This is a genomic window from Nocardia aegles (assembly GCF_052545135.1).
This window is the reverse complement of the sequence record NZ_JBQWRI010000005.1, coordinates 432,439-449,331: the sequence shown is the minus strand read 5'-3', so window position 1 is coordinate 449,331 and position 16,893 is coordinate 432,439. Positions and strand designations below refer to the sequence as shown.

Here is a 16,893-nt window from a genome sequence, read left to right as displayed (position 1 = left end):
TACCGGGTTATGGCCTTGGCCGAGTTCGGGTTTCGCAACCAAAGCAGTGCTCGCTTATCGGCAGGCCAGGGCCGGGGAAGATGCACCTGGCCACAGGACTGCCGCGTGCGGCCCGCATGCGGGCTACCGCATCTATTTCACCACCGCCGCCGACCTAGCCACCCGCTGTCATCGCGCAGCGATCGAACCTGAGTTAGGACACCTCTGGCCGGATTTTCGGCTTGGGGGGCTGTGACCTGCATCGTTGTCTGGTTGCGGGAGTGGATGGGGGTACTAACGGTAGGGTCGGCGGGTGTTCGTGCGGCGAGTGCGGACCGCGTCCGGCGCGGTAGCGGTGCAGGTGGTTGCGAAGGTCCGCGGCCGTGTCGTGGTCGTCGAGCATGTCGGCTCGGCGCATTCCGACGCTGAGCTGGGCATGCTGATCGAGTACGCGCGTGGGGTCGTCGCCGCTGGTCAGCAAGAGCTCGACCTGGGGGTTACGGCCGTGGTCGCGGTCGAGCGGATGGACGATGTCGCCGATTGGCGCAGCGGGCGGCTGCCGGTCACGCCGGAACCGGCGGTGGCGGTGGCGGGCCGCACGGTCGCGACAGGTTCGCGTCTGCTCTATCAGGCGTTGGGGTCGGTGTTCGACCGGCTCGGATTCGACGTCGTCGCCGATGCGGTGTTCCGGGATCTGGTGATCGCCCGGATCGTGGAACCCTCGTCGAAAGCCGACGCGGTCCGGGTCCTGACCGATCTCGGTGCGGATCCGGTGTCCTACAAAACGATTCAACGTCACCTCGCCCGGATTCAGGCCGGCGGGTATCGGGGCCTGATCGCCGGGAAGTGTTTCGAGCATGCCGCCGGCGGCGGCGGGTTGGGGTTGGTCCTCTACGACGTGACAACCCTGTATTTCGAGGCGGAGAAAGAAGACGGGCTGCGCAAGGTCGGATACTCGAAGGAAAGGCGGGTCGACCCGCAGATCCTGGTCGGGCTGCTGGTGGACCGGTCCGGGTTCCCGCTGGAGATCGGCTGTTTCGAGGGCAACACCGCCGAAACCACCACGATCCTGCCGGTTGTGCGGGCGTTTCTGACCCGCCACGGCCTTCCCGGCACCCGCCTGGTTGTCGCCGCGGATGCCGGGATGCTGTCGACATCGAATCTGAAAGAGCTCGATGCCGCCGGGTTGTCGTTCATCGTCGGATCCCGCACGGTCAAAGCTCCCGGCGACCTGGCATCTCATTTCCATTGGCACGGAGACTGTTTCGATGACGGTCAGATCATCGATACCGTTACGCCGAGGCATGCCAAGAGTACGGTCAACGACCCGAAACTGCGGGCCGAACCGGTCTGGACGGCCGACGACCGGAAAGCGTGGCGGGCGGTCTGGCAGTATTCCGCGGCACGCGCCCGCCGCGACACGATCACGTTGAACGCCCAGGAAGCCACAGCGCGAGCTGTCGTCGCCGGAGACACCGCGGTGAAGGCGACCCGGTTTGTGAAGATCGCCGGGAAAGACCGTGCCGTGGACGAGAAGTCGCTGCAGCGGGCGCGGTCGTTGATCGGGTTGAAAGGCTATGTCACCAACGTTCCGGTCGAGGTGATGCCGGCGGTGGAAGTGATCGGGAAGTATCACGAGCTTCGGCATGTCGAGCAGTCGTTCCGTATGTCGAAGACCGATCTGGCGGCGCGGCCGGTGTTCCACCGGACCCGGGACGCGATCGAGGCCCACCTCACGATCGTGTTCACCGCCCTCGCGGTCGCCCGCCGGGTTCAAGCCGTGACCGGGCTGGCGATCGGCAACGTCGTGAAGCAGCTTCGGCCGCTTCGCAGCGCGACGGTCACCGTCAACGGTGTCACTCAGACGTTCCCGCCCGAGATCCCGCCGACCCAGGCCGCGATTCTCGACCGGATCAACCGGGCCGAACCGGGACACTAAAGCAAATGTCCTAACTCAGGTCGAAGACCGCGGGCCAGCACGATACATTTCTGCGCCGACCCGCAACTGCTGATGATCGACGAACTCGGCTACCTGTCACCGACCGTGCCGGGGACGACCCCGGGGTCCAGCGCACGGGGCCGAGCATCTTCTTGGCCAGCGTGGCCTTGGCGGCGAACTACACGCTTTCGGTCACGTTCGCCTCTCCACAGCGGGCCGACGTCTCGGTACATGGCTTCGGCAGATGCAGTTCTCGACCGATCACGCGCGCACCATCACGTACTTCGTCGACGGCCCCACACCGCTGGCTAGGGACGGAGACCCACAGCTTTCTCCAGGACATTGGTTAGCAGCTTTATGTCGTTCGGTGTGTTCTGCAACGAGTTCCACCGACGCTGATCCTCTGGCCCAAGATCCCACGTCCCTCCAGTCCACGCTGTGACATCCCGCAATCCGTCCAACTTGCTCTCCAACCCACTTCCCACAAGTTGGTCGGCCGTACGCTCGGCGGTCAGGCCATCCATTACATAGCCGAGCGACTGGATACCGACCCCATGGGTCAATCGAGACTTCCGCGGCGGCAACGCCCATTCGATCGGCCACATGGACTCGATCAGTTTCCAGAAGATCTTCAGGTGCAGGACCATCTGCTCGACATCGCCCGTCCCGTCCTCGGGATTCCGGTATTGGTAAAGGACACCGTGGTACAGGCTGTTCTCGATCATCTTCAGGACACTGTTGTCCTTGATTCGTCCGTCCGGCGAGGTCGGGGTTGCGATCGCGCCGCAGAACGGGCTGTCTTCCTCTGTGTTGAGCCGGACCATTACTTCCGCGGGGAGTTTCCGCCGCGCGTACTTCGGCGGGAGGTAGCCAGCCGAATCTGGCAGCAACTCGTGAATCAGGCCTTTGGGGAGAGGTTTGGTGTTGTTGACGAGGATGAACTGCGAACGCTGCTCGTCCTGTCCTTCGGCGATGAATGCCACCACGGCGACTGCGAATTCATCGACGTCAGCGTCGCGGATCGCGGCTACCCGTTGCTGTCCATCCACAAGCAAGCCTGGCTTCTCCGCTTCGTCGAGAGCCTCGTCGATCGGAATAACCAGATCGCCGGTGATCGAATAGTCGACCGGGCTGAACTGTCGACTGGGCTCGAATCGGACGCGGTCGTCGAAAGCCAGGACGATGGCGTTCGGAAGCATGGCCTCTGGGGACTCCACATATCGCCGGATTGCGCGGATATGGCTGAGTACCTCGGGCCGCTGATAGCCGTCGAGGATGCCTTCGTTGGTCCGTCGTACACGCGATACGCTGGTGAAGTCGAGCAGTCGCTTGCCGTCGATCCCGAAGCAGTAGATATGCCGGTCGCCCTGTCGCACTTGTAGTGCCGGAACCCGGATGTCGTAGCGATCAGCCATGTGAAATCTCCTCCTGGGTTGGCAACGGTTCTGCATGGAGCGCGTTCATCTTGGCTGCAAGAACTGACAGATTATGAAATCCGCGTCTTTTATTGCGCTCCGTACCACGGAATATCATTATTTCAATGCCATGTTTAACGCACAGTCCGCAGTCACACGATTTCCATGGCGCATCCTCAAGAGTTCGCTGGTATGCATCGCGATAGCTCTTCTTAACTCCTACGATCTTCTCGTAGGCCAGCACTTCATCGAGGGCGTCGGCAACATTGCAGGCGCCCTGGTCGAATTCTCGCAGCGCGGCCAGGCAACTGCGCTCAGCTTCCAGAGCTGCGCGTTGAGATACCTTCCCTGAGAGTATCGCTCGTTTGAGTGCCACGTTGGCATCAACCTGCGGAACACGGATAGCCGTGTAGGTCGACGAGTGAGTGTGGTAGTTGTCTCGGTCATCCATGAACGACTGCCGGAAGGCGGAAGTACTGTCGAAACTGGCCACTCCAAGACTTTCGAAAACGCCAATGGATTCCAGTCGTGTGATACCAAGTAGATGCAGCTCTGTATCACTTGCCAGTATTTCAGCTATCTCATGCAGACAGTCGAGAATGTCCGGCGTCTTCAGTGGGACCATACCCCCAAGGGCGATACGTTTGTATCCCATCTTCTGCAGTTGGACAACACTGTCAGCATAGCTGGCCGGATCCCACCCCTGCGCTGCACCCACCGGTTCGACTGTTGATTTCCTAGCATCTACCGCAGCTAGAAATTTCTCAGCATATCGAAGAGAGATGAGACGGCGCTCCGTCCACTTTTGGTCGGGTTCGTTGAAAATGCCCGGCCTCTGGTATCCAAAGATCACATGATCGACACTCACGCCAGCGTCGAACCCGCACTCTTCATAAAAGTCCAAGACCTCGTCTACCGTATAGGGCGGAACCGGTTCGTCTACATAGTTGAACGCGCCGCAATCCCCCAAAGTCGCCACACCGTCAGGCAGCCGGAAGAAGTCCCGCACACCCAGCCTATATAAACGATGCCTCTGTGGCGATGAGTACTTTCCGGCGCCGCGGACCGAGCCGTCCACGATAGCCTTCGATACCAGGATTCCGTTGTAGGCCGGCTTGGCCAGCACTTCGTGAGCGTACAGGTCATCTCGTTGACGCACTCGCGTAGCCAAGTACTCGTCATGCATAAAGTCATACGTCGGACTAACCAAATCCTGACTGTCTGGAAAGTAGAATTTCATTCTCAGACGCCCGCCCTCGCATTGAGATACGCGCGAATCAGGTAGTTCGACAACTCTTGTATATGCTTGGGAACATTTTGAACCTCGTTCCACCGCATGCCGTTCCCATCCCAAGTACCCGAGGTCCAACAGCAATGCGGCGCAACCAGTTCGAGATGCTTTCGGATTGTTTCATCTGCGTGCGCATCGCGGGCGTCGACCGTTCCCAGTATGCGATCCATTAATCTCCCCATTGCCCGTATTCCTGCACCGTGCATAAGGCGACTCTTACTGGGCGGTTTACCCCAAGAATCAGGAAATGTATCACGCACAGCAGACCAATATGTCACCAATGCATGAATAATACCATCGAAATCAGTTTCGTTCTGCCGCACATCGCGATATGGGTACAGGCATCCGGAGGGTGAAGTGAGACTTTCCTGAATCATATCGACGATAGCAGTATCAGTTATCACCGCTCTTACGTTAGCGTTTTGTTTCGTCGATGAGCGGCGAATCATACCTTGCATCGGCGATCGCTCGTCGGTATTCAACACATCACAAAGTTCCGAGGGCGCCTTACGCAGCGCTAGCCTCGGCGGTAACTTGCTATCAACTTCGGGCAGTAGTTCGGTTACGAGACCTCGGGGCAGCGGGCGAGTATTGTTTACGCGAATGAACTGGTCTCGCTGAATCTGCACAGAGTCAGCGATGAATGCAGTAACCGGAACCGGAAAATCCTTCTTCTTTATTCTCGAAAGTGCAAGTGCCCGCTGTTGCCCATCGACTATCCAGGCAGGCTTCGTCCGTCCATTCATTGGTAAAGGTATAGTCACGGTGCCGGTGATTCCCAGTTCGTCCCCAGGCATTCTGTTACCGCGGATCGCCTGGAACTGCACCCGGTCGGACAGCGCCATGATTATCGGGTTGGGGAAGATCGCCTCGACGCCGTCGAGGTACTCGACGATATCCTGGATATGGCGCCGAACCTCAGGTCGCTGGTATCCGATTAATTTACCGGCCTCGTCCCGGCTGACTCGCGAGATATCGGCAACCTGCAGTATCTCCTCAGCCCTGAGGGTGAAGACATACAGCGGGTGCTTGCCTGACTGGGACAGGCAGAGAGCACGTCTCCGCAGAAGGTTCTGACTCCCCGATGTCATGCAGCCACCTCCTGCATCGTCTCGTGGAATAGCTTCTTGAAGCGCCCCTGTTCACAAGAGAACCCCGATTCACGCAACTGCCGCAACAGTTTGGTCGCACTCACAGAGGCCACGTGTCGGTGCCTGTCGATGTATTCCCGAACCGCTCTGTCGTCCATACGGACACCGGGAGCCCGCCGACTCGGATCGACCGGTGAATTGTCGATGGCACGCTGAGCGACGACGCGCAGGCTCCGCAGGCCGAGATCGCCCGAGTCGGCCACTGCAAGAGGCAGCAGATGAGCCGCGGCACGTACCTGAAGCGCGTGGAGGCTTCCCCCAACAACCGAGCGCAGGCGTGCCGGGATCGGAATGACTACATCTTCCAGTTCGGGAACAGCTTGGTTCGCGCCCATAACTACGAACCGGTCCTTAGAACGTAGCAACTCTTTAGCCACGCGAAGGTCTTCAGCGCAGGCGTACAGGTATGTGTTCGAGAGAATTGCGATGATCGTTGCGTCAGGATCTCGCCGAGCCAGATCCGCAAAGGATCGTGGCTGATCTGATTGTGGCCCTGGCCAGTCAGTAAGCCGCCGCCACCAGTCGACGGATTCCACACGACTGCGGCCAACGGAATCTCGGTTTCCGGGCGTGAAGGTCGCCATGTAGGGGTGCAGGTTCGTCTGGTCGCGAATAAGTCCATACCCAGCCGAGCAAATCCACAGCTTGTTATGCCCTCCGACCAGGGCTGGGAGATTTCGGGCGATGTTCCAATGCTCTCCGCAGTACAAGTCTTGCGCCGGGGTGGTCGGTCCCTCCGCGTTGAGGCGGTGGATCCAAGTGTCAAATCGGTTGCGGGGCTGCAGGTCGCCAATGCTCCCCAACATCAGCTGCGCGGGTACCGCCATCCGCTTACGGTTCGTGCAAGTGACAACGATATGGACAGGCGGTTCGGGGGCACTACTGTCCATCACGGCTCCCATCGACCGTGGCCACCGCTGTCCATGGAATCACCGCATAAGCCAGGTGATTGTGGATGCTCTCTTCGTTGACGATGCGAACGCGATACGCGGCGATGCGGTGGTCACGCTGGAGCGCCATCGCCGCGTTCCGGGCCATATCCTCGACGAACACCGGCTTGTCGTAGGCGGCCATGGTGACATGTCGCTCGTCAGGCCGCTTCAAGAGGGTGTAGACCGGCGACGATCCAGACGACTCCGCGACGTCGATGAGGTCGTCGAACCAGAGGTCACCGCGCGGGTCGCGCGGTCGCACACCGATCGTGGCGTAGCCTCGCTGGTTGTGGGCACCACGATCGCTGATCGCCTTGCTGCATGGGCAGACGCTGGTCACCGGGACCTGCACTTGCTGTATCAGGTCAGCACCCGAACCTGTAGCCGCAACCTCAAGTTCGCACCCGTAGTCGACAAACGACGGGATACCGGAGACTGGAGCACGACGTTCGAGGAAGTACGGGAACGACAGTTTGACTCGTGCCGAGTCGCTTCCCATCCGCCGCCGGAGTTCATCGACCATCCCGAGAGTATTGTCCGGCCCCAACTGCTCGCGCCAGTCGTGTAGCACCTCGATGAACCTACTCAGGTGCGCGCCTTTGACATTCGCGTCAAGGCCGACCGACATGCTGACGGTTGCGACTACTTCGCGCTTGCCACCCTGACCGTCTGCGATCAACAGCGGGTACCGCAACTCCTCAATCCCGACCTCGGCGAGCGGGACTCCGCGCATATCGGGCTCCGCTTGCACATCAGCCAACATCCGACTCGTCCTCCCCTCGGTACACGCATCCGGAGGTACAAGTCTCTTTTACAACCACCTGCGACAGCGGCAAATGCCCGACCAGCCGGACCCAGATCCATCGTGCGATCACTTCGCTGGTCGGATTTTCCAACCCTGGAACCTCATTGAGGTAGTGGTGGTCCAACTGATCGGACAGCGGCGCAAACGCCTTCTTGAGATCGGCGAAATCCATAACCCAGCCCGTCTCTGGTTCCACCTCGCCAGAAACGTGAACTACTACCCGGTACGAATGCCCGTGCAACCGCGCGCATTTATGTCCCTCGGGCACGTTCGGGAGCCGGTGCGCCGCTTCGAACGTGAACTCACGATAGATCTCCATCACTTGACTCCTATGTACTTATGGGTCTGGATGCTCAACCTCCATTGCGGATGCTGAAGGCAGTACTCGATCGCCGCCTTGGTGTTCTCCTGGAGCAACGGGCCATCCATCGGTTGCAGGAGCAGGGACGAAAAATCGAGAGATTCGAATAGTTCCGGCGGTGCTTCCACCTGGGGGTAGACCAGCTTCAGTTCGTCGCCCGACGTGAGGACAAGATCTGCGCCAGCCTTTGGACTGACGCAGATCCAATCCAATCCCTCCGGCGCGGGCTTCGTGCCGTTGGTTTCGACCGCTATTTCGAAACCAACGGCGTGTAGTTCGTCGACCAGCGGCTGATCCAGTTGAAGCAACGGCTCCCCGCCGGTGCAGACAACTAGCAGCCGTGACCTGGGATGCGAGATCCCCTCCCAAGCCGCCAAGACTGCCGACGCCAACGCGGCTGCGTTCGCGAAGCTTCCACCGCCGGGGCCGTCAGTGCCCACGAAGTCGGTATCGCAGAATTTGCAGATCGCGCGAGCGCGACCCGACTCGCGACCATTCCAGAGGTTGCAGGCCGCAAACCGGCAGAACACCGCCGGGCGGCCGGCATTCCCACCCTCGCCCTGGAGAGTGTAGAAGAGTTCTTTGACTTGATAGGCCATCAAGCCACCCCTGCGTCTACATACGACGCCGGGTCAGACAGACCGAGTTCCTCGAAGCCCCTGATGCGGAGGAGGCATGAATCACATGTTCCACATGCTGCCCCATCGGCCGCGGGGTCATAGCAACTGTGGGTAAGGCTGTAATCCACGCCGAGTGCCAAACCCCGCTCGATGGTCTGTGCCTTGGTGAGCCGGATGAGCGGGGTATGGATCTTAAGTCGCTGACGCCCCTCGACCCCCGCCTTCGTGGCCAAATCCGCCATATTCTCGTATGCCGCTATGTACTCGGGTCGACAATCCGGGTATCCGCTGTAATCCAGTGCGTTGACACCGATGAATATGTCGCTCGCGTCCAGCGTTTCAGCCCAGGCCAGGGCGAAAGACAGAAAGATCGTGTTCCGAGCAGGCACATAGGTAATCGGAATCTCGTCAGCATCGATCTGATCGGCATGGTCGTGATGGGGAACCTCGATATCCGCGGTCAACGCGGACCCACCGAATATCCTCAGGTCTATGTCGGCTACGACATGCCCTGCGGCTCCTAAACCCTTGGCCACGCGGCCCGCAGCTTCGAGTTCCACACTGTGACGTTGGCCATAGCGAAAGCTAAGCGCGTAGGTTTCGTACCCCTCGCTCTGTGCAATCGCTAGCACCGTCGAGGAGTCCAGACCCCCACTCAAGAGCACTATCGCCTTCTTGCCCATATCGCCTCCTACGATTACCCGCTCGTCGCGCGCGAGCGGCAGCACCAAAAACTGCAGCTATCATCAACGCAGCCGGGCGCAGTTTCTGGCCAGCTGTGTGTCAGTAAACTACAGCAATGCAGTTCGGCGCAGGTGGCCTACTACGGAAGTGTCCACGATACGGCCAAAGACACCTCGGGACCGCATCGTGCTGCGTAGCAAAGCAAATGGGATCTACGCTGCGGGTCTTAACGTTCGTGCAGGCGGTAGGGTTTCAGAGCCAGTGGCGCGGTCACCAGGCGGGTGGACGAGTCCTGATCTCGCACGCTTGCAGCGAGAGCCGGACTGGGCGACTGACACGCCTAGCGGACAGTCACGGCAACGAGTGCCGAGCAGATCCGCCATGAGGAGCACTGCATCGTCGATGGAGACAGACATGCCGCGTGATCTAGCCGAGGTGGCTGTCGGCGAACTCTGGGCGTATCGGCAGCGAGGAACCGACCCAGTCACTTGTGTGGAAGTGCTTCGGCTCGGCACTGCCAAGCCACCGCGTGTGCTGGTCAAGTTCACCGACGACCGATTCGAAGGACGATCGGAATGGGTGCCGCCCGGGCGTCTCAAAGTACCGTGTCGTGGGACCAGGCCGACGCGTAGTCAGCCCGCGAACAGCGCTGGGCGACGTTGCGTGACGGGTCTGAATACATTCGCGACAGCACTGAAAGCCGTGCCCTCGACATGCTCGAGAGCGGCCTCCCGATTATGACCTCGTTAAATTCCTGTACAACTGCGACTCCGGCATCCTGAAGATCCATGATGTCGACGCTCTCGCCGAAGATCTCGACCTCGACATGGAGTTCATCGCCGGTGACCCTGCGTCGTTTGTCGACGATAAAGGCAGCCTGCTGGTGCCCTGGCGTGTGACCCAAGTCATCGCGAAAAGCCTCGCCCGCAAGTTCGCCGACGTCGTCCTGCCACAGATCGAGGAGAGCGAAGCAGAAGCTCAACGTCACAACCGGTGGGGGTACGCATCGAGCAGTGCCAGCGATGGTTGGATCAGCGCCGAAATCTGCGCAGAGGCGGACCAAGAATTTGCACCAGCCCGGGAGTTGGTGCGGCAGTGGTGCGGCGCGGAAGCTCGCGAGGGTTACGATGAACTGCTTGCCTTCCGAGCCGAGGTGTACCGATTGGGCGCACTCATCGAGCGAGCCATCACAGCTCTACGTTCATCGGGAGATGAGCGCGGCGCCGACGCGATCGAACGCGATCTCGGCATCCCGCTGGAAGCTCTACGCCAAGCGCATCAACGCGACTCAGATCACCAGTAGGTCCGCTGCCCGTCCGGCCCATACGGGCTCCAATGCCGCAGATAGGGCCGAAGGTTTTCTGGTTTCATGTCGATCTCGGGCGATGTGGCCGTACCGTTCAACGCTGGGTCGATGCGGTCGGCATACTGACGACACCACTGCAGCCACCCGTCCACCTCCACCTCGGTACCTGTCTGCTGTTCGCATGCAGCGCAGAAGGCGCGGATCGCCTGAGCCCGTTTCCAATCAGCCAATTGCTTGTCGAGAGCCGAGACCCGACTGTGCTCGGTCAACTCAGCACGCGCGCGACCCATCGCCGCCTCCCATTCGCGCCGACGTCGGTCCGCGGCTTCCTCGGCGGCGACACGCAGATCCTCTACCTCGCGCACTCGAAGCGGTACAGCCTCCAACGACGCGATCCTCGACGCACCACCGCTTTCGATCCGCCCACCCACCTGCGATACGGAGAGTTCGGGTCGCCTACGTGGGTGAGCGACAGCACCAGCCGCCCCGAGGGCATCACGCGCTTGGTCGGCCGAACCGCTGCCACTCGTATACCCTTCCGAGCGTTCAGTTCATCCGGATCGGGCAGGACTTCGCGTTCCTCAGTCTCCTCGGCCAAAGACACCTGGAACACCAGGTTGCAGGCGGTGATTTCCGCACCGTCGGCCGGGTTCTCCGCCCAGTCGACCGCGTATCCCCGCGCTGCGGCCTCGACCAGGATCGTGTGCATATGCCTCTGCGACCGCGGCACCAGCGACGCTGAAATATCGAATACCGCAGCGAGGTCGGACAAACCCACGAGCAGGGGATGCAGCTCATCGACCCGCTCAGGAACCAACACCCGGTGGGCGGGGTCGCTCTTGGCGGGATTGGAATTCGGGTGCGTCCCAGCCACTAGCACGATCTCCAGGGCACCGAGATACGTCCGGCGCCTCACCAACGTATGGCCCGCCGGCACCATATCGTGACGCTTGGCGAAATCGACGACCTTGCGCCACTCGGCAACCGACTCATCACTCGGCTGCTCGACCACAAATCGGCCGCCACCCACCAAGTCCGCGACCAGCTTTGCCGCCGCGGCCCGCCGATCCTCGGCAACCCGAGCCGTAGCCGCCGGTGCCGACCGCCGCCGCTTCTGTTCGGGCAGCGCTTGCTTGGGTTTTCGCACACGCACTCTCGCAGCCGCAGCACCGGACGGGCCATCGTCGGCCGGGCGATCAGGATGATGCCCATGCTCGAGATAGAAACGGCCCGCATCCGTAACCTCCGCAGACCACCCACCCCGCCTCGTAATGGTCACCAACCCACGCGCCTCCAGCGCTCGCGCTGACACCTTCATCACAGACCCAGCATCATCAAAGCAATCGCCAGCAGCGATCACCCGCAGCACATCCAACATTCGCACGCAGAGCGGATCCCATCGACGCATACCCCACAGCACACACCCACACAAGCAACCGTGCAATCCCCCGCTACTACAGCGTTCGTCAGCACCATAATGGGGATTGGTCATCACGTCGCCGTGATGTTCGCCGGTTCTACGGAATCGATTCGCTTGACTTCTTGGTCACGGCGTCGTTGAAGGAGACTCGTTCGCGCGAAGGCGTTATCCGGCGGAGCTCCGCCGCAGGGTGTTGTACCTGATCGCTGCAGGAGGCCCAGTGCAAGGGCGGTCGCAGTCGATGATCAGATCGCCGCGTAATTCCAACTTGAGCCCGGGAATAGCAACCGTACGCAGTTCATCCCGCCTCCCCTTCCTCGCGTGTGATCTGCAAGTTCGACAGAGGACCATGCCCCAGTGGTGTGGATCCTGGAGAACTGTGCTGTGTAGTGCTGCCGAGTCCGCGGCGAGCGTGTGGCATAGCTGGGCTCGGTGGCCGCTGTCGGCGTCGGCGATCAGCTGGACTATCGCACGGACAATGATGATATCGCGCACTGTCCGCCCTGTTTCGCGAATCATGCCGAAAAGGACGAGGCTTACCAGCGGAACCGCCGTCAGCCCGAATACTGCAGCTGACATCACCGGATCGCTCCGCCGGACTCCGCGGTGGTGTGTATGCATGGTCGGCACCAGCGGAAGTCGATATATCCTCCGCCGATATTGCAGAACATCTCGCTCGCGCTGGCCCATTTGTCCGATTCCAGGCCCGTCACGACACACCGTTCCGGGGACGTTATTCTCATGCCACTTCGCCGGATCGCATCGACCAATGAATCAGGCTCCGGTCCGCAGCACCACTCGACGACGAAGTACTCACAGTTCAACGAGTAGGCGGTGAGATGCCCGTGTTCGATCGCTAGGTCGTTCAGCAGGTGAACCCGGCGAAGAAGTCTACTCCACAACAGATTTCGGCCTTCCACCGCCTGCAGACTTGCAGGCCCGCGGCCAGCCTGCGATCCTGTCCAGCTGCCACCACGCACGCCGGGCCTCCCTTTCGGCGTCGGTTAGACGCAACGGTGACCATCGCCAAAGAGCCAACTCTTTCCCAAGGCCTCGTCGCGGGTCGAGCGGGCTGGAATCGGGCAATGAAAGCAGCAGGCCGGCGCGTCCGGAGACATCAGCCATCAGTAGCCCGCGGGCATCCGGGTAGGGCCGAAGACCGGGCACCCCGTGCAGTCGGCCACATTGGTCTATCCGCGGAAGCAGAGCAGTAACGACACCGTCGGCCATCGCTGGGTTCAGCCGAAGCCGCAATGGGCCGTCGGAGGCCGCGGCGATAGCGTCCACTCCCAGGACGGCGCACTCGACCTGTCTGCCCTGCATCGCGTTGACGAGCACATCGACAGCCATCGCCTCCAGACCACGCTGGTGCGCCGACGGCGCCTCGGGCACTGCCAGGTTCTGTACATTAGTACCGGCAATCGGTACGGCGCTCCAGTCAAGGCACCACCGGTATTTCAGTCCAGTGGCCTTCTGCAGGCTCCTGGCCGCACGCTTCCGCTTCTTGTCTATCGACACACCAATGCCCTCCACGCTGTCCGGCGGCAACGCTTCAAGGCCATGTGGTTCCTGTGGAACGACCAGTTGTCAGAATAGAGTGCGTGGGGTGCTGAGCACCTTGAGCTCGCCGCAGGTTCGCCGGAAACCCCGGATCAGTGAGCCACGCCTCCAGCAGGCGCCTGGAAACGCTACCACAGCGCTGATGGAGCGACGAACAGTCTCGATTGTGGCCATTTGGCCAGTATTCGTTGCTTCGTCGATGTCCCGACCAACAAACCGCTACCGGAGGTAGCAGTCGGAACCGTACAGCCGCCGCGCACGACTCCGCCGTTCAGCCCGATCGAATCACGAGGATTTACGCGGTGACCACGTTGAGCTCGGAAAGCACGCCTTGGGGGTCGCTGAGGTAGCGGTATCCCTCCACTGGGGGATTGAACTGGCCGAGCACGTTCGCCACGGCATCGCGTTCCGCTTCAGTGACCGGGATCCGGCGCTTGATCAGACTGGCGCACAGCACGTCGACCAGCATCGCCCACTCACCAACGTCGCTATAGGTCCGGTAGCTGTCGACCAGGTCAGGAGGCAGACGGTCGGCGACGCTCTCGAGAAGGTCTCGCGAGTCCTTGCTCATCTTGTTGAGCCGACGGTTACGGGCTTCGATAGCTTGCGGGTCTCGCTGACGCTTTCGCGCTTCTCGTGCCGCCCTGTCCGGATTCATCGCTCTCCTAGCCTATTTGATCGGGTCACCATTCGCGTCGTTCCTGACTACACCCTCGCCGCCGATGGGGTAGCCGGTCACGACTGAGCCGTCAGGAGCGACGATGACTTCGATTTGGACGCCGTTGCGGGTGCCGTTGACTTTCCAGTTGCCGTTGTCCTGGAGGACTGGCGGCTGGTCCGGATTCTTCGCGACGTCGACTATTCGGTCGATGATTTTGTCGTCTTCCCAGTCATCGGTGTCAGGGAACTCGGTCTTGTTGGGCATTCCAGTCCCGGGCGCGTGCCCACCACCGTTGATGTCGTCACTCCCGTCGCCGTCGAGGATATGGATCCGCCGTTTCTGAGAAATAGTAATCTTCGCCGGGTTGGGCTTCGCCCCCTCCACCTTGTCCCACTGGTTCCCGCCACTGCCACCATCGGTCAGCTTGATCGTCATTGCCGCGATACCGTCGAGAGCGGCTTTGGTGCCGCCCTGAGAGAGGTCGGGGATGGCCGAGAACACCCCCGAGCCGGCAGAACCAACGGAAGTGACCGCCTCGTAGATGTGGATGAGGTCACTGGCATGAACAGCAGTGCGGATAACCGCTGCCGCCGCCGTGACGACTTCTGTCGTCACCGCAGCGCCACCCGCGGCGGCAGGCCCAGCGGCTACACCGCCAGTTACGACGGCTAGGACCCCGACGACCGCGATCGTGACAGCTATCGATGCAGCGAGCTCCTTGTTGGCGTCGGAGACAGCTTTCTGGATGTCGGAGCGCATTTTGTCGAGAGCGTCGTAGTGTCCCTGGACCGGTCCGTATAACGCTTTCGCCGCCTGAGCCAACAGTTCCGCGGCTTTCTGCAGCGTTGACAGTTTCTCCTCGATCGCAATGATGTTCGGGTCGGTGCTGCCGGCGAACTTGGCATTGATGCCCTTGATCCGGTCTGCGGCCCCGGTGATGTTCGTGTGCTCGGAGAACGTTTTCCACGCCTCCGCGGCGGTGTGCAACTTGGTGACGTCCCCGTTGGGGATCTTGCCGACCTTCTCCAGTAGGCCCGTGATCGGGCTGTCGATTCCGGATCCGTTGTCTCCCTTGGCGGTAGCGGGGAAGTCCATCCCGGTGTCGTACAGCAGTTGGGACTCTGTTGGACGTGTCGGTTCGGTGCCGCTGGTGGTGGAGCGGTTAGCCTGCCACCAGTTGTAGCCGGTGGCGGCAAGCACATCGCCGTATCGCTGCAGTGCGTTCGCCAGGGCCGCTGTCAGTTGGACTATCTCGCTGGCGTACTGGTCGTAGGCGGTGATCCATGCCTGGCACTTCTCGTGGTTGCCTGCCATTCCGCCGCACTCGTGGACCAACGTGGACAGCAATGGACCCAATGCGAGAGAGATGTCGCTGGCGAGCAGCTGGCATTTCTTGGCCGCATCGAAGTAGATGCCGGAATCGATGGTCCATCCCATGGGCGTTATCCGCCGTTGAGCATCAGCTTGTTGACCTCGGCAGCGTTGATGTACTTCGTGTGTGCCTTGCGGGCGGCGTCGCTCATGTCGCGGACACCCTCCGCGAACTCCCGTGCGGCTGTGACCCATTTCGTATGCGCTTCGAAATAGGCCCGGCCTGCGATACTTTCCCAACCGGTACCGGTGAGTCCTGCTACCTTGTCGTCGATGTCGTCGAGGTGATCACTGATGAATCCGGCCAGGCCGGACAACCTAGCGACGATCTGGTCCAGGTGGTCGACATCGACGGTGAACTCGCTCATGGAAGCTCCAGGCTGGATGCCGAGGTGTTCAACGCTGATGCGTTGGTGCAGTCGCGGCTTTCGTAGGTTTGGGCGGAAACACCAAGCTTTTCAGCCATCTCCCTCAACGCCGTGATGATCTGAACTCCCCCACCGCGGACCTCGGGCCACCCTGCGGAGAAGTCGGTCGCTGCGCCGCCAGACCAGCCCCCGTCGAGCAAAGCCGCGACGTCCTGAGCTACGGACCGCAGGGCGGACTGCAAGGATTCCGCTAGCTCGTAGGTGTATTGCCCGACCTCTCTAACCTTCTCCGGCACAACCGAAATGCTTGCGCCGGAGGCTGAATCTCCCCCATCAGTCATGGCTGGACCGTAGCGATCACCTCCAGGGGTGTCAATCCCGCTGCGTCGTGCAACGCAACACCACGTCCGACACCGCTCGCTCAACCACACGGTGTCGTACTGATCAGTCCCTCAGATGGGATAGCTACCCACGATGACCAAGCGTTTCCCAGTCGCCCATGTTTCGCGTGTCCTGCCCAGTGCCGGTACCGGCGACTCTCGCTGAATGTGTGGCGCATTCGGAGGCGACCTACCTGCTACTCATCGAGGGCAGCTGCTGAGCGATGCCGATTCTCCTCGTCGCTGTTCCCTGGTCGGGATCGGTCGTCTTCACTGGAGCGCTGCGCTTCCGGCTGGGTCACTGGTGGAAGACGACGGAGCCGTCCGGGGACACGCAGTAGGGACTGCGCCGCGGTGGTGCGATCCGTAGGAGTCCGATGAGAATGGGCTCGGTGACGAACATCGACGATGGCCACCACCGCCGGCGACTCCTCGGATGGTCACCGCCTTGCGGACGTGTTCCACACCGTCGGGGAACTGGCTGGCGACCTCACGCCACTGCATGCGCCACTCATGCCAGGCGGCGTGCCCGAGCGGCGGCGGGCAGTCATGTGCGGTGAAACAACACTTCACCTGGACGACGGACTCCTCGGCGGCGATCGAATGTTTCACCAGGTATGACGGCGGAGCGCAGGTGTAGGTTCTCGTCT

The 16,893-nt window shown here is 61.1% G+C and carries 18 protein-coding genes and 1 pseudogene; 5 read left to right on the top strand and 14 right to left on the bottom strand.

What is annotated here, in order from left to right; translation table 11 throughout:
* Window positions 1-53: 53 nt before the first annotated feature.
* Window positions 54-187, top strand: a pseudogene (locus tag ACT89H_RS17940) (ATP-binding protein); the annotation flags it as partial.
* A 105-nt stretch (window positions 188-292) separates the two neighbouring features.
* Entirely contained in the window at window positions 293-1,918 is a 1,626-nt protein-coding gene (locus ACT89H_RS17935; protein ID WP_445109753.1) for an IS1634 family transposase, read from the top strand.
* 308 nt (window positions 1,919-2,226) lie between these two features.
* Here ACT89H_RS17935 and dbpB (ACT89H_RS17930) read toward each other — a convergent pair whose 3' ends face one another.
* Genes dbpB (ACT89H_RS17930) through queC form a run of 8 tightly spaced genes read right to left on the bottom strand, consistent with a single transcriptional unit; the run spans window position 2,227 to window position 9,176 of the window.
* Window positions 2,227-3,333, bottom strand: a complete 1,107-nt coding sequence (gene dbpB, locus ACT89H_RS17930; RefSeq protein ID WP_445109752.1) for a DGQHR domain-containing protein DpdB — start codon at window positions 3,331-3,333, stop codon at window positions 2,227-2,229.
* On the bottom strand, window positions 3,326-4,573 hold the full coding sequence (gene dpdA / locus ACT89H_RS17925) for a tRNA-guanine transglycosylase DpdA (RefSeq protein ID WP_445109751.1): 1,248 nt from the start codon (window positions 4,571-4,573) through the stop codon (window positions 3,326-3,328). The genes dbpB (ACT89H_RS17930) and dpdA overlap by 8 nt, the downstream gene beginning before the upstream one ends.
* 2 nt (window positions 4,574-4,575) lie before the next feature.
* Window positions 4,576-5,715: a DGQHR domain-containing protein DpdB gene (gene dbpB, locus ACT89H_RS17920; protein ID WP_445109750.1), complete on the bottom strand. Its 1,140-nt coding sequence runs from the start codon at window positions 5,713-5,715 to the stop codon at window positions 4,576-4,578.
* Complete coding sequence (locus ACT89H_RS17915; RefSeq protein ID WP_445109749.1) at window positions 5,712-6,602, bottom strand: hypothetical protein; 891 nt, start codon at window positions 6,600-6,602, stop codon at window positions 5,712-5,714. Before ACT89H_RS17915 ends, dbpB (ACT89H_RS17920) begins: the two co-directional genes overlap by 4 nt.
* A gap of 52 nt (window positions 6,603-6,654) precedes the next feature.
* Window positions 6,655-7,470 (bottom strand): GTP cyclohydrolase FolE2, encoded by an 816-nt coding sequence (gene folE2, locus ACT89H_RS17910; RefSeq protein ID WP_445109748.1) that lies wholly within the window; start codon window positions 7,468-7,470, stop codon window positions 6,655-6,657.
* Complete coding sequence (gene queD / locus ACT89H_RS17905) at window positions 7,460-7,831, bottom strand: 6-carboxytetrahydropterin synthase QueD (protein WP_445109747.1); 372 nt, start codon at window positions 7,829-7,831, stop codon at window positions 7,460-7,462. Before queD ends, folE2 begins: the two co-directional genes overlap by 11 nt.
* Entirely contained in the window at window positions 7,831-8,472 is a 642-nt protein-coding gene (gene queE, locus ACT89H_RS17900) for a 7-carboxy-7-deazaguanine synthase (RefSeq protein WP_445109746.1), read from the bottom strand. The genes queD and queE overlap by 1 nt, the downstream gene beginning before the upstream one ends.
* Window positions 8,472-9,176: a 7-cyano-7-deazaguanine synthase QueC gene (gene queC / locus ACT89H_RS17895; protein ID WP_445109745.1), complete on the bottom strand. Its 705-nt coding sequence runs from the start codon at window positions 9,174-9,176 to the stop codon at window positions 8,472-8,474. The genes queE and queC overlap by 1 nt, the downstream gene beginning before the upstream one ends.
* A gap of 827 nt (window positions 9,177-10,003) precedes the next feature.
* Here queC and ACT89H_RS17890 point away from each other — a divergent pair.
* Window positions 10,004-10,480: a hypothetical protein gene (locus ACT89H_RS17890; protein ID WP_445109744.1), complete on the top strand. Its 477-nt coding sequence runs from the start codon at window positions 10,004-10,006 to the stop codon at window positions 10,478-10,480.
* On the opposite strand, the gene ACT89H_RS17885 is transcribed toward ACT89H_RS17890, so the two are convergent.
* Together ACT89H_RS17885 and ACT89H_RS17880 are read right to left on the bottom strand one after the other, a co-directional pair.
* Complete coding sequence (locus ACT89H_RS17885; RefSeq protein ID WP_445109743.1) at window positions 10,471-10,848, bottom strand: hypothetical protein; 378 nt, start codon at window positions 10,846-10,848, stop codon at window positions 10,471-10,473. The genes ACT89H_RS17890 and ACT89H_RS17885 overlap by 10 nt on opposite strands.
* On the bottom strand, window positions 10,836-11,861 hold the full coding sequence (locus tag ACT89H_RS17880; protein ID WP_445109742.1) for a hypothetical protein: 1,026 nt from the start codon (window positions 11,859-11,861) through the stop codon (window positions 10,836-10,838). Before ACT89H_RS17880 ends, ACT89H_RS17885 begins: the two co-directional genes overlap by 13 nt.
* Before the next feature lie 1,212 nt (window positions 11,862-13,073).
* Between ACT89H_RS17880 and ACT89H_RS17875 the strand changes: the two genes are divergently transcribed.
* Window positions 13,074-13,499 (top strand): hypothetical protein, encoded by a 426-nt coding sequence (locus ACT89H_RS17875; RefSeq protein WP_445109741.1) that lies wholly within the window; start codon window positions 13,074-13,076, stop codon window positions 13,497-13,499.
* A 259-nt stretch (window positions 13,500-13,758) separates the two neighbouring features.
* Here ACT89H_RS17875 and ACT89H_RS17870 read toward each other — a convergent pair whose 3' ends face one another.
* The 4 genes from ACT89H_RS17870 to ACT89H_RS17855 all read right to left on the bottom strand — a co-directional run bounded on the left by ACT89H_RS17870 (window position 13,759) and on the right by ACT89H_RS17855 (window position 16,204).
* Window positions 13,759-14,034, bottom strand: a complete 276-nt coding sequence (locus ACT89H_RS17870) for a hypothetical protein (RefSeq protein ID WP_445109740.1) — start codon at window positions 14,032-14,034, stop codon at window positions 13,759-13,761.
* Between the two features lie 99 nt (window positions 14,035-14,133).
* Window positions 14,134-15,561: an EndoU domain-containing protein gene (locus ACT89H_RS17865; RefSeq protein WP_445109739.1), complete on the bottom strand. Its 1,428-nt coding sequence runs from the start codon at window positions 15,559-15,561 to the stop codon at window positions 14,134-14,136.
* 5 nt (window positions 15,562-15,566) lie between these two features.
* The gene (locus ACT89H_RS17860) at window positions 15,567-15,863 is read right to left on the bottom strand and encodes a WXG100 family type VII secretion target (RefSeq protein ID WP_445109738.1); all 297 of its coding nucleotides are present in this window, start codon (window positions 15,861-15,863) and stop codon (window positions 15,567-15,569) included.
* A complete protein-coding gene (locus tag ACT89H_RS17855) occupies window positions 15,860-16,204 on the bottom strand; it encodes a WXG100 family type VII secretion target (protein WP_445109737.1) in 345 nt (114 codons plus the stop codon). The genes ACT89H_RS17860 and ACT89H_RS17855 overlap by 4 nt, the downstream gene beginning before the upstream one ends.
* Before the next feature lie 447 nt (window positions 16,205-16,651).
* On the opposite strand from ACT89H_RS17855, the gene ACT89H_RS17850 reads away from it, so the two are divergent.
* Window positions 16,652-16,864 carry a hypothetical protein gene (locus ACT89H_RS17850; RefSeq protein ID WP_445109736.1) on the top strand — a complete coding sequence of 71 codons (213 nt, stop codon included), beginning with the start codon at window positions 16,652-16,654 and terminating at the stop codon, window positions 16,862-16,864.
* Window positions 16,865-16,893: the final 29 nt, after the last annotated feature.

Excerpts from the sequence above, each read along its gene's own strand:
- ACT89H_RS17855 (WP_445109737.1), bottom strand. The coding sequence starts at position 16,204 with ATGACTGATGGGGGAGATTCAGCCTCCGGCGCAAGCATTTCGGTTGTG.
- ACT89H_RS17880 (WP_445109742.1), bottom strand. The coding sequence starts at position 11,861 with ATGTTGGATGTGCTGCGGGTGATCGCTGCTGGCGATTGCTTTGATGAT.
- queE (WP_445109746.1), bottom strand. The coding sequence starts at position 8,472 with ATGGCCTATCAAGTCAAAGAACTCTTCTACACTCTCCAGGGCGAGGGT.
- ACT89H_RS17865 (WP_445109739.1), bottom strand. The coding sequence starts at position 15,561 with ATGGGATGGACCATCGATTCCGGCATCTACTTCGATGCGGCCAAGAAA.
- dbpB (WP_445109752.1), bottom strand. The coding sequence starts at position 3,333 with ATGGCTGATCGCTACGACATCCGGGTTCCGGCACTACAAGTGCGACAG.
- dbpB (WP_445109750.1), bottom strand. The coding sequence starts at position 5,715 with ATGACATCGGGGAGTCAGAACCTTCTGCGGAGACGTGCTCTCTGCCTG.
- folE2 (WP_445109748.1), bottom strand. The coding sequence starts at position 7,470 with ATGTTGGCTGATGTGCAAGCGGAGCCCGATATGCGCGGAGTCCCGCTC.
- dpdA (WP_445109751.1), bottom strand. The coding sequence starts at position 4,573 with ATGAAATTCTACTTTCCAGACAGTCAGGATTTGGTTAGTCCGACGTAT.
- queC (WP_445109745.1), bottom strand. The coding sequence starts at position 9,176 with ATGGGCAAGAAGGCGATAGTGCTCTTGAGTGGGGGTCTGGACTCCTCG.
- ACT89H_RS17850 (WP_445109736.1), top strand. The coding sequence starts at position 16,652 with ATGGCCACCACCGCCGGCGACTCCTCGGATGGTCACCGCCTTGCGGAC.
- ACT89H_RS17870 (WP_445109740.1), bottom strand. The coding sequence starts at position 14,034 with ATGAGCAAGGACTCGCGAGACCTTCTCGAGAGCGTCGCCGACCGTCTG.
- ACT89H_RS17890 (WP_445109744.1), top strand. The coding sequence starts at position 10,004 with ATGGAGTTCATCGCCGGTGACCCTGCGTCGTTTGTCGACGATAAAGGC.
- ACT89H_RS17860 (WP_445109738.1), bottom strand. The coding sequence starts at position 15,863 with ATGAGCGAGTTCACCGTCGATGTCGACCACCTGGACCAGATCGTCGCT.
- queD (WP_445109747.1), bottom strand. The coding sequence starts at position 7,831 with ATGGAGATCTATCGTGAGTTCACGTTCGAAGCGGCGCACCGGCTCCCG.
- ACT89H_RS17915 (WP_445109749.1), bottom strand. The coding sequence starts at position 6,602 with ATGGCGGTACCCGCGCAGCTGATGTTGGGGAGCATTGGCGACCTGCAG.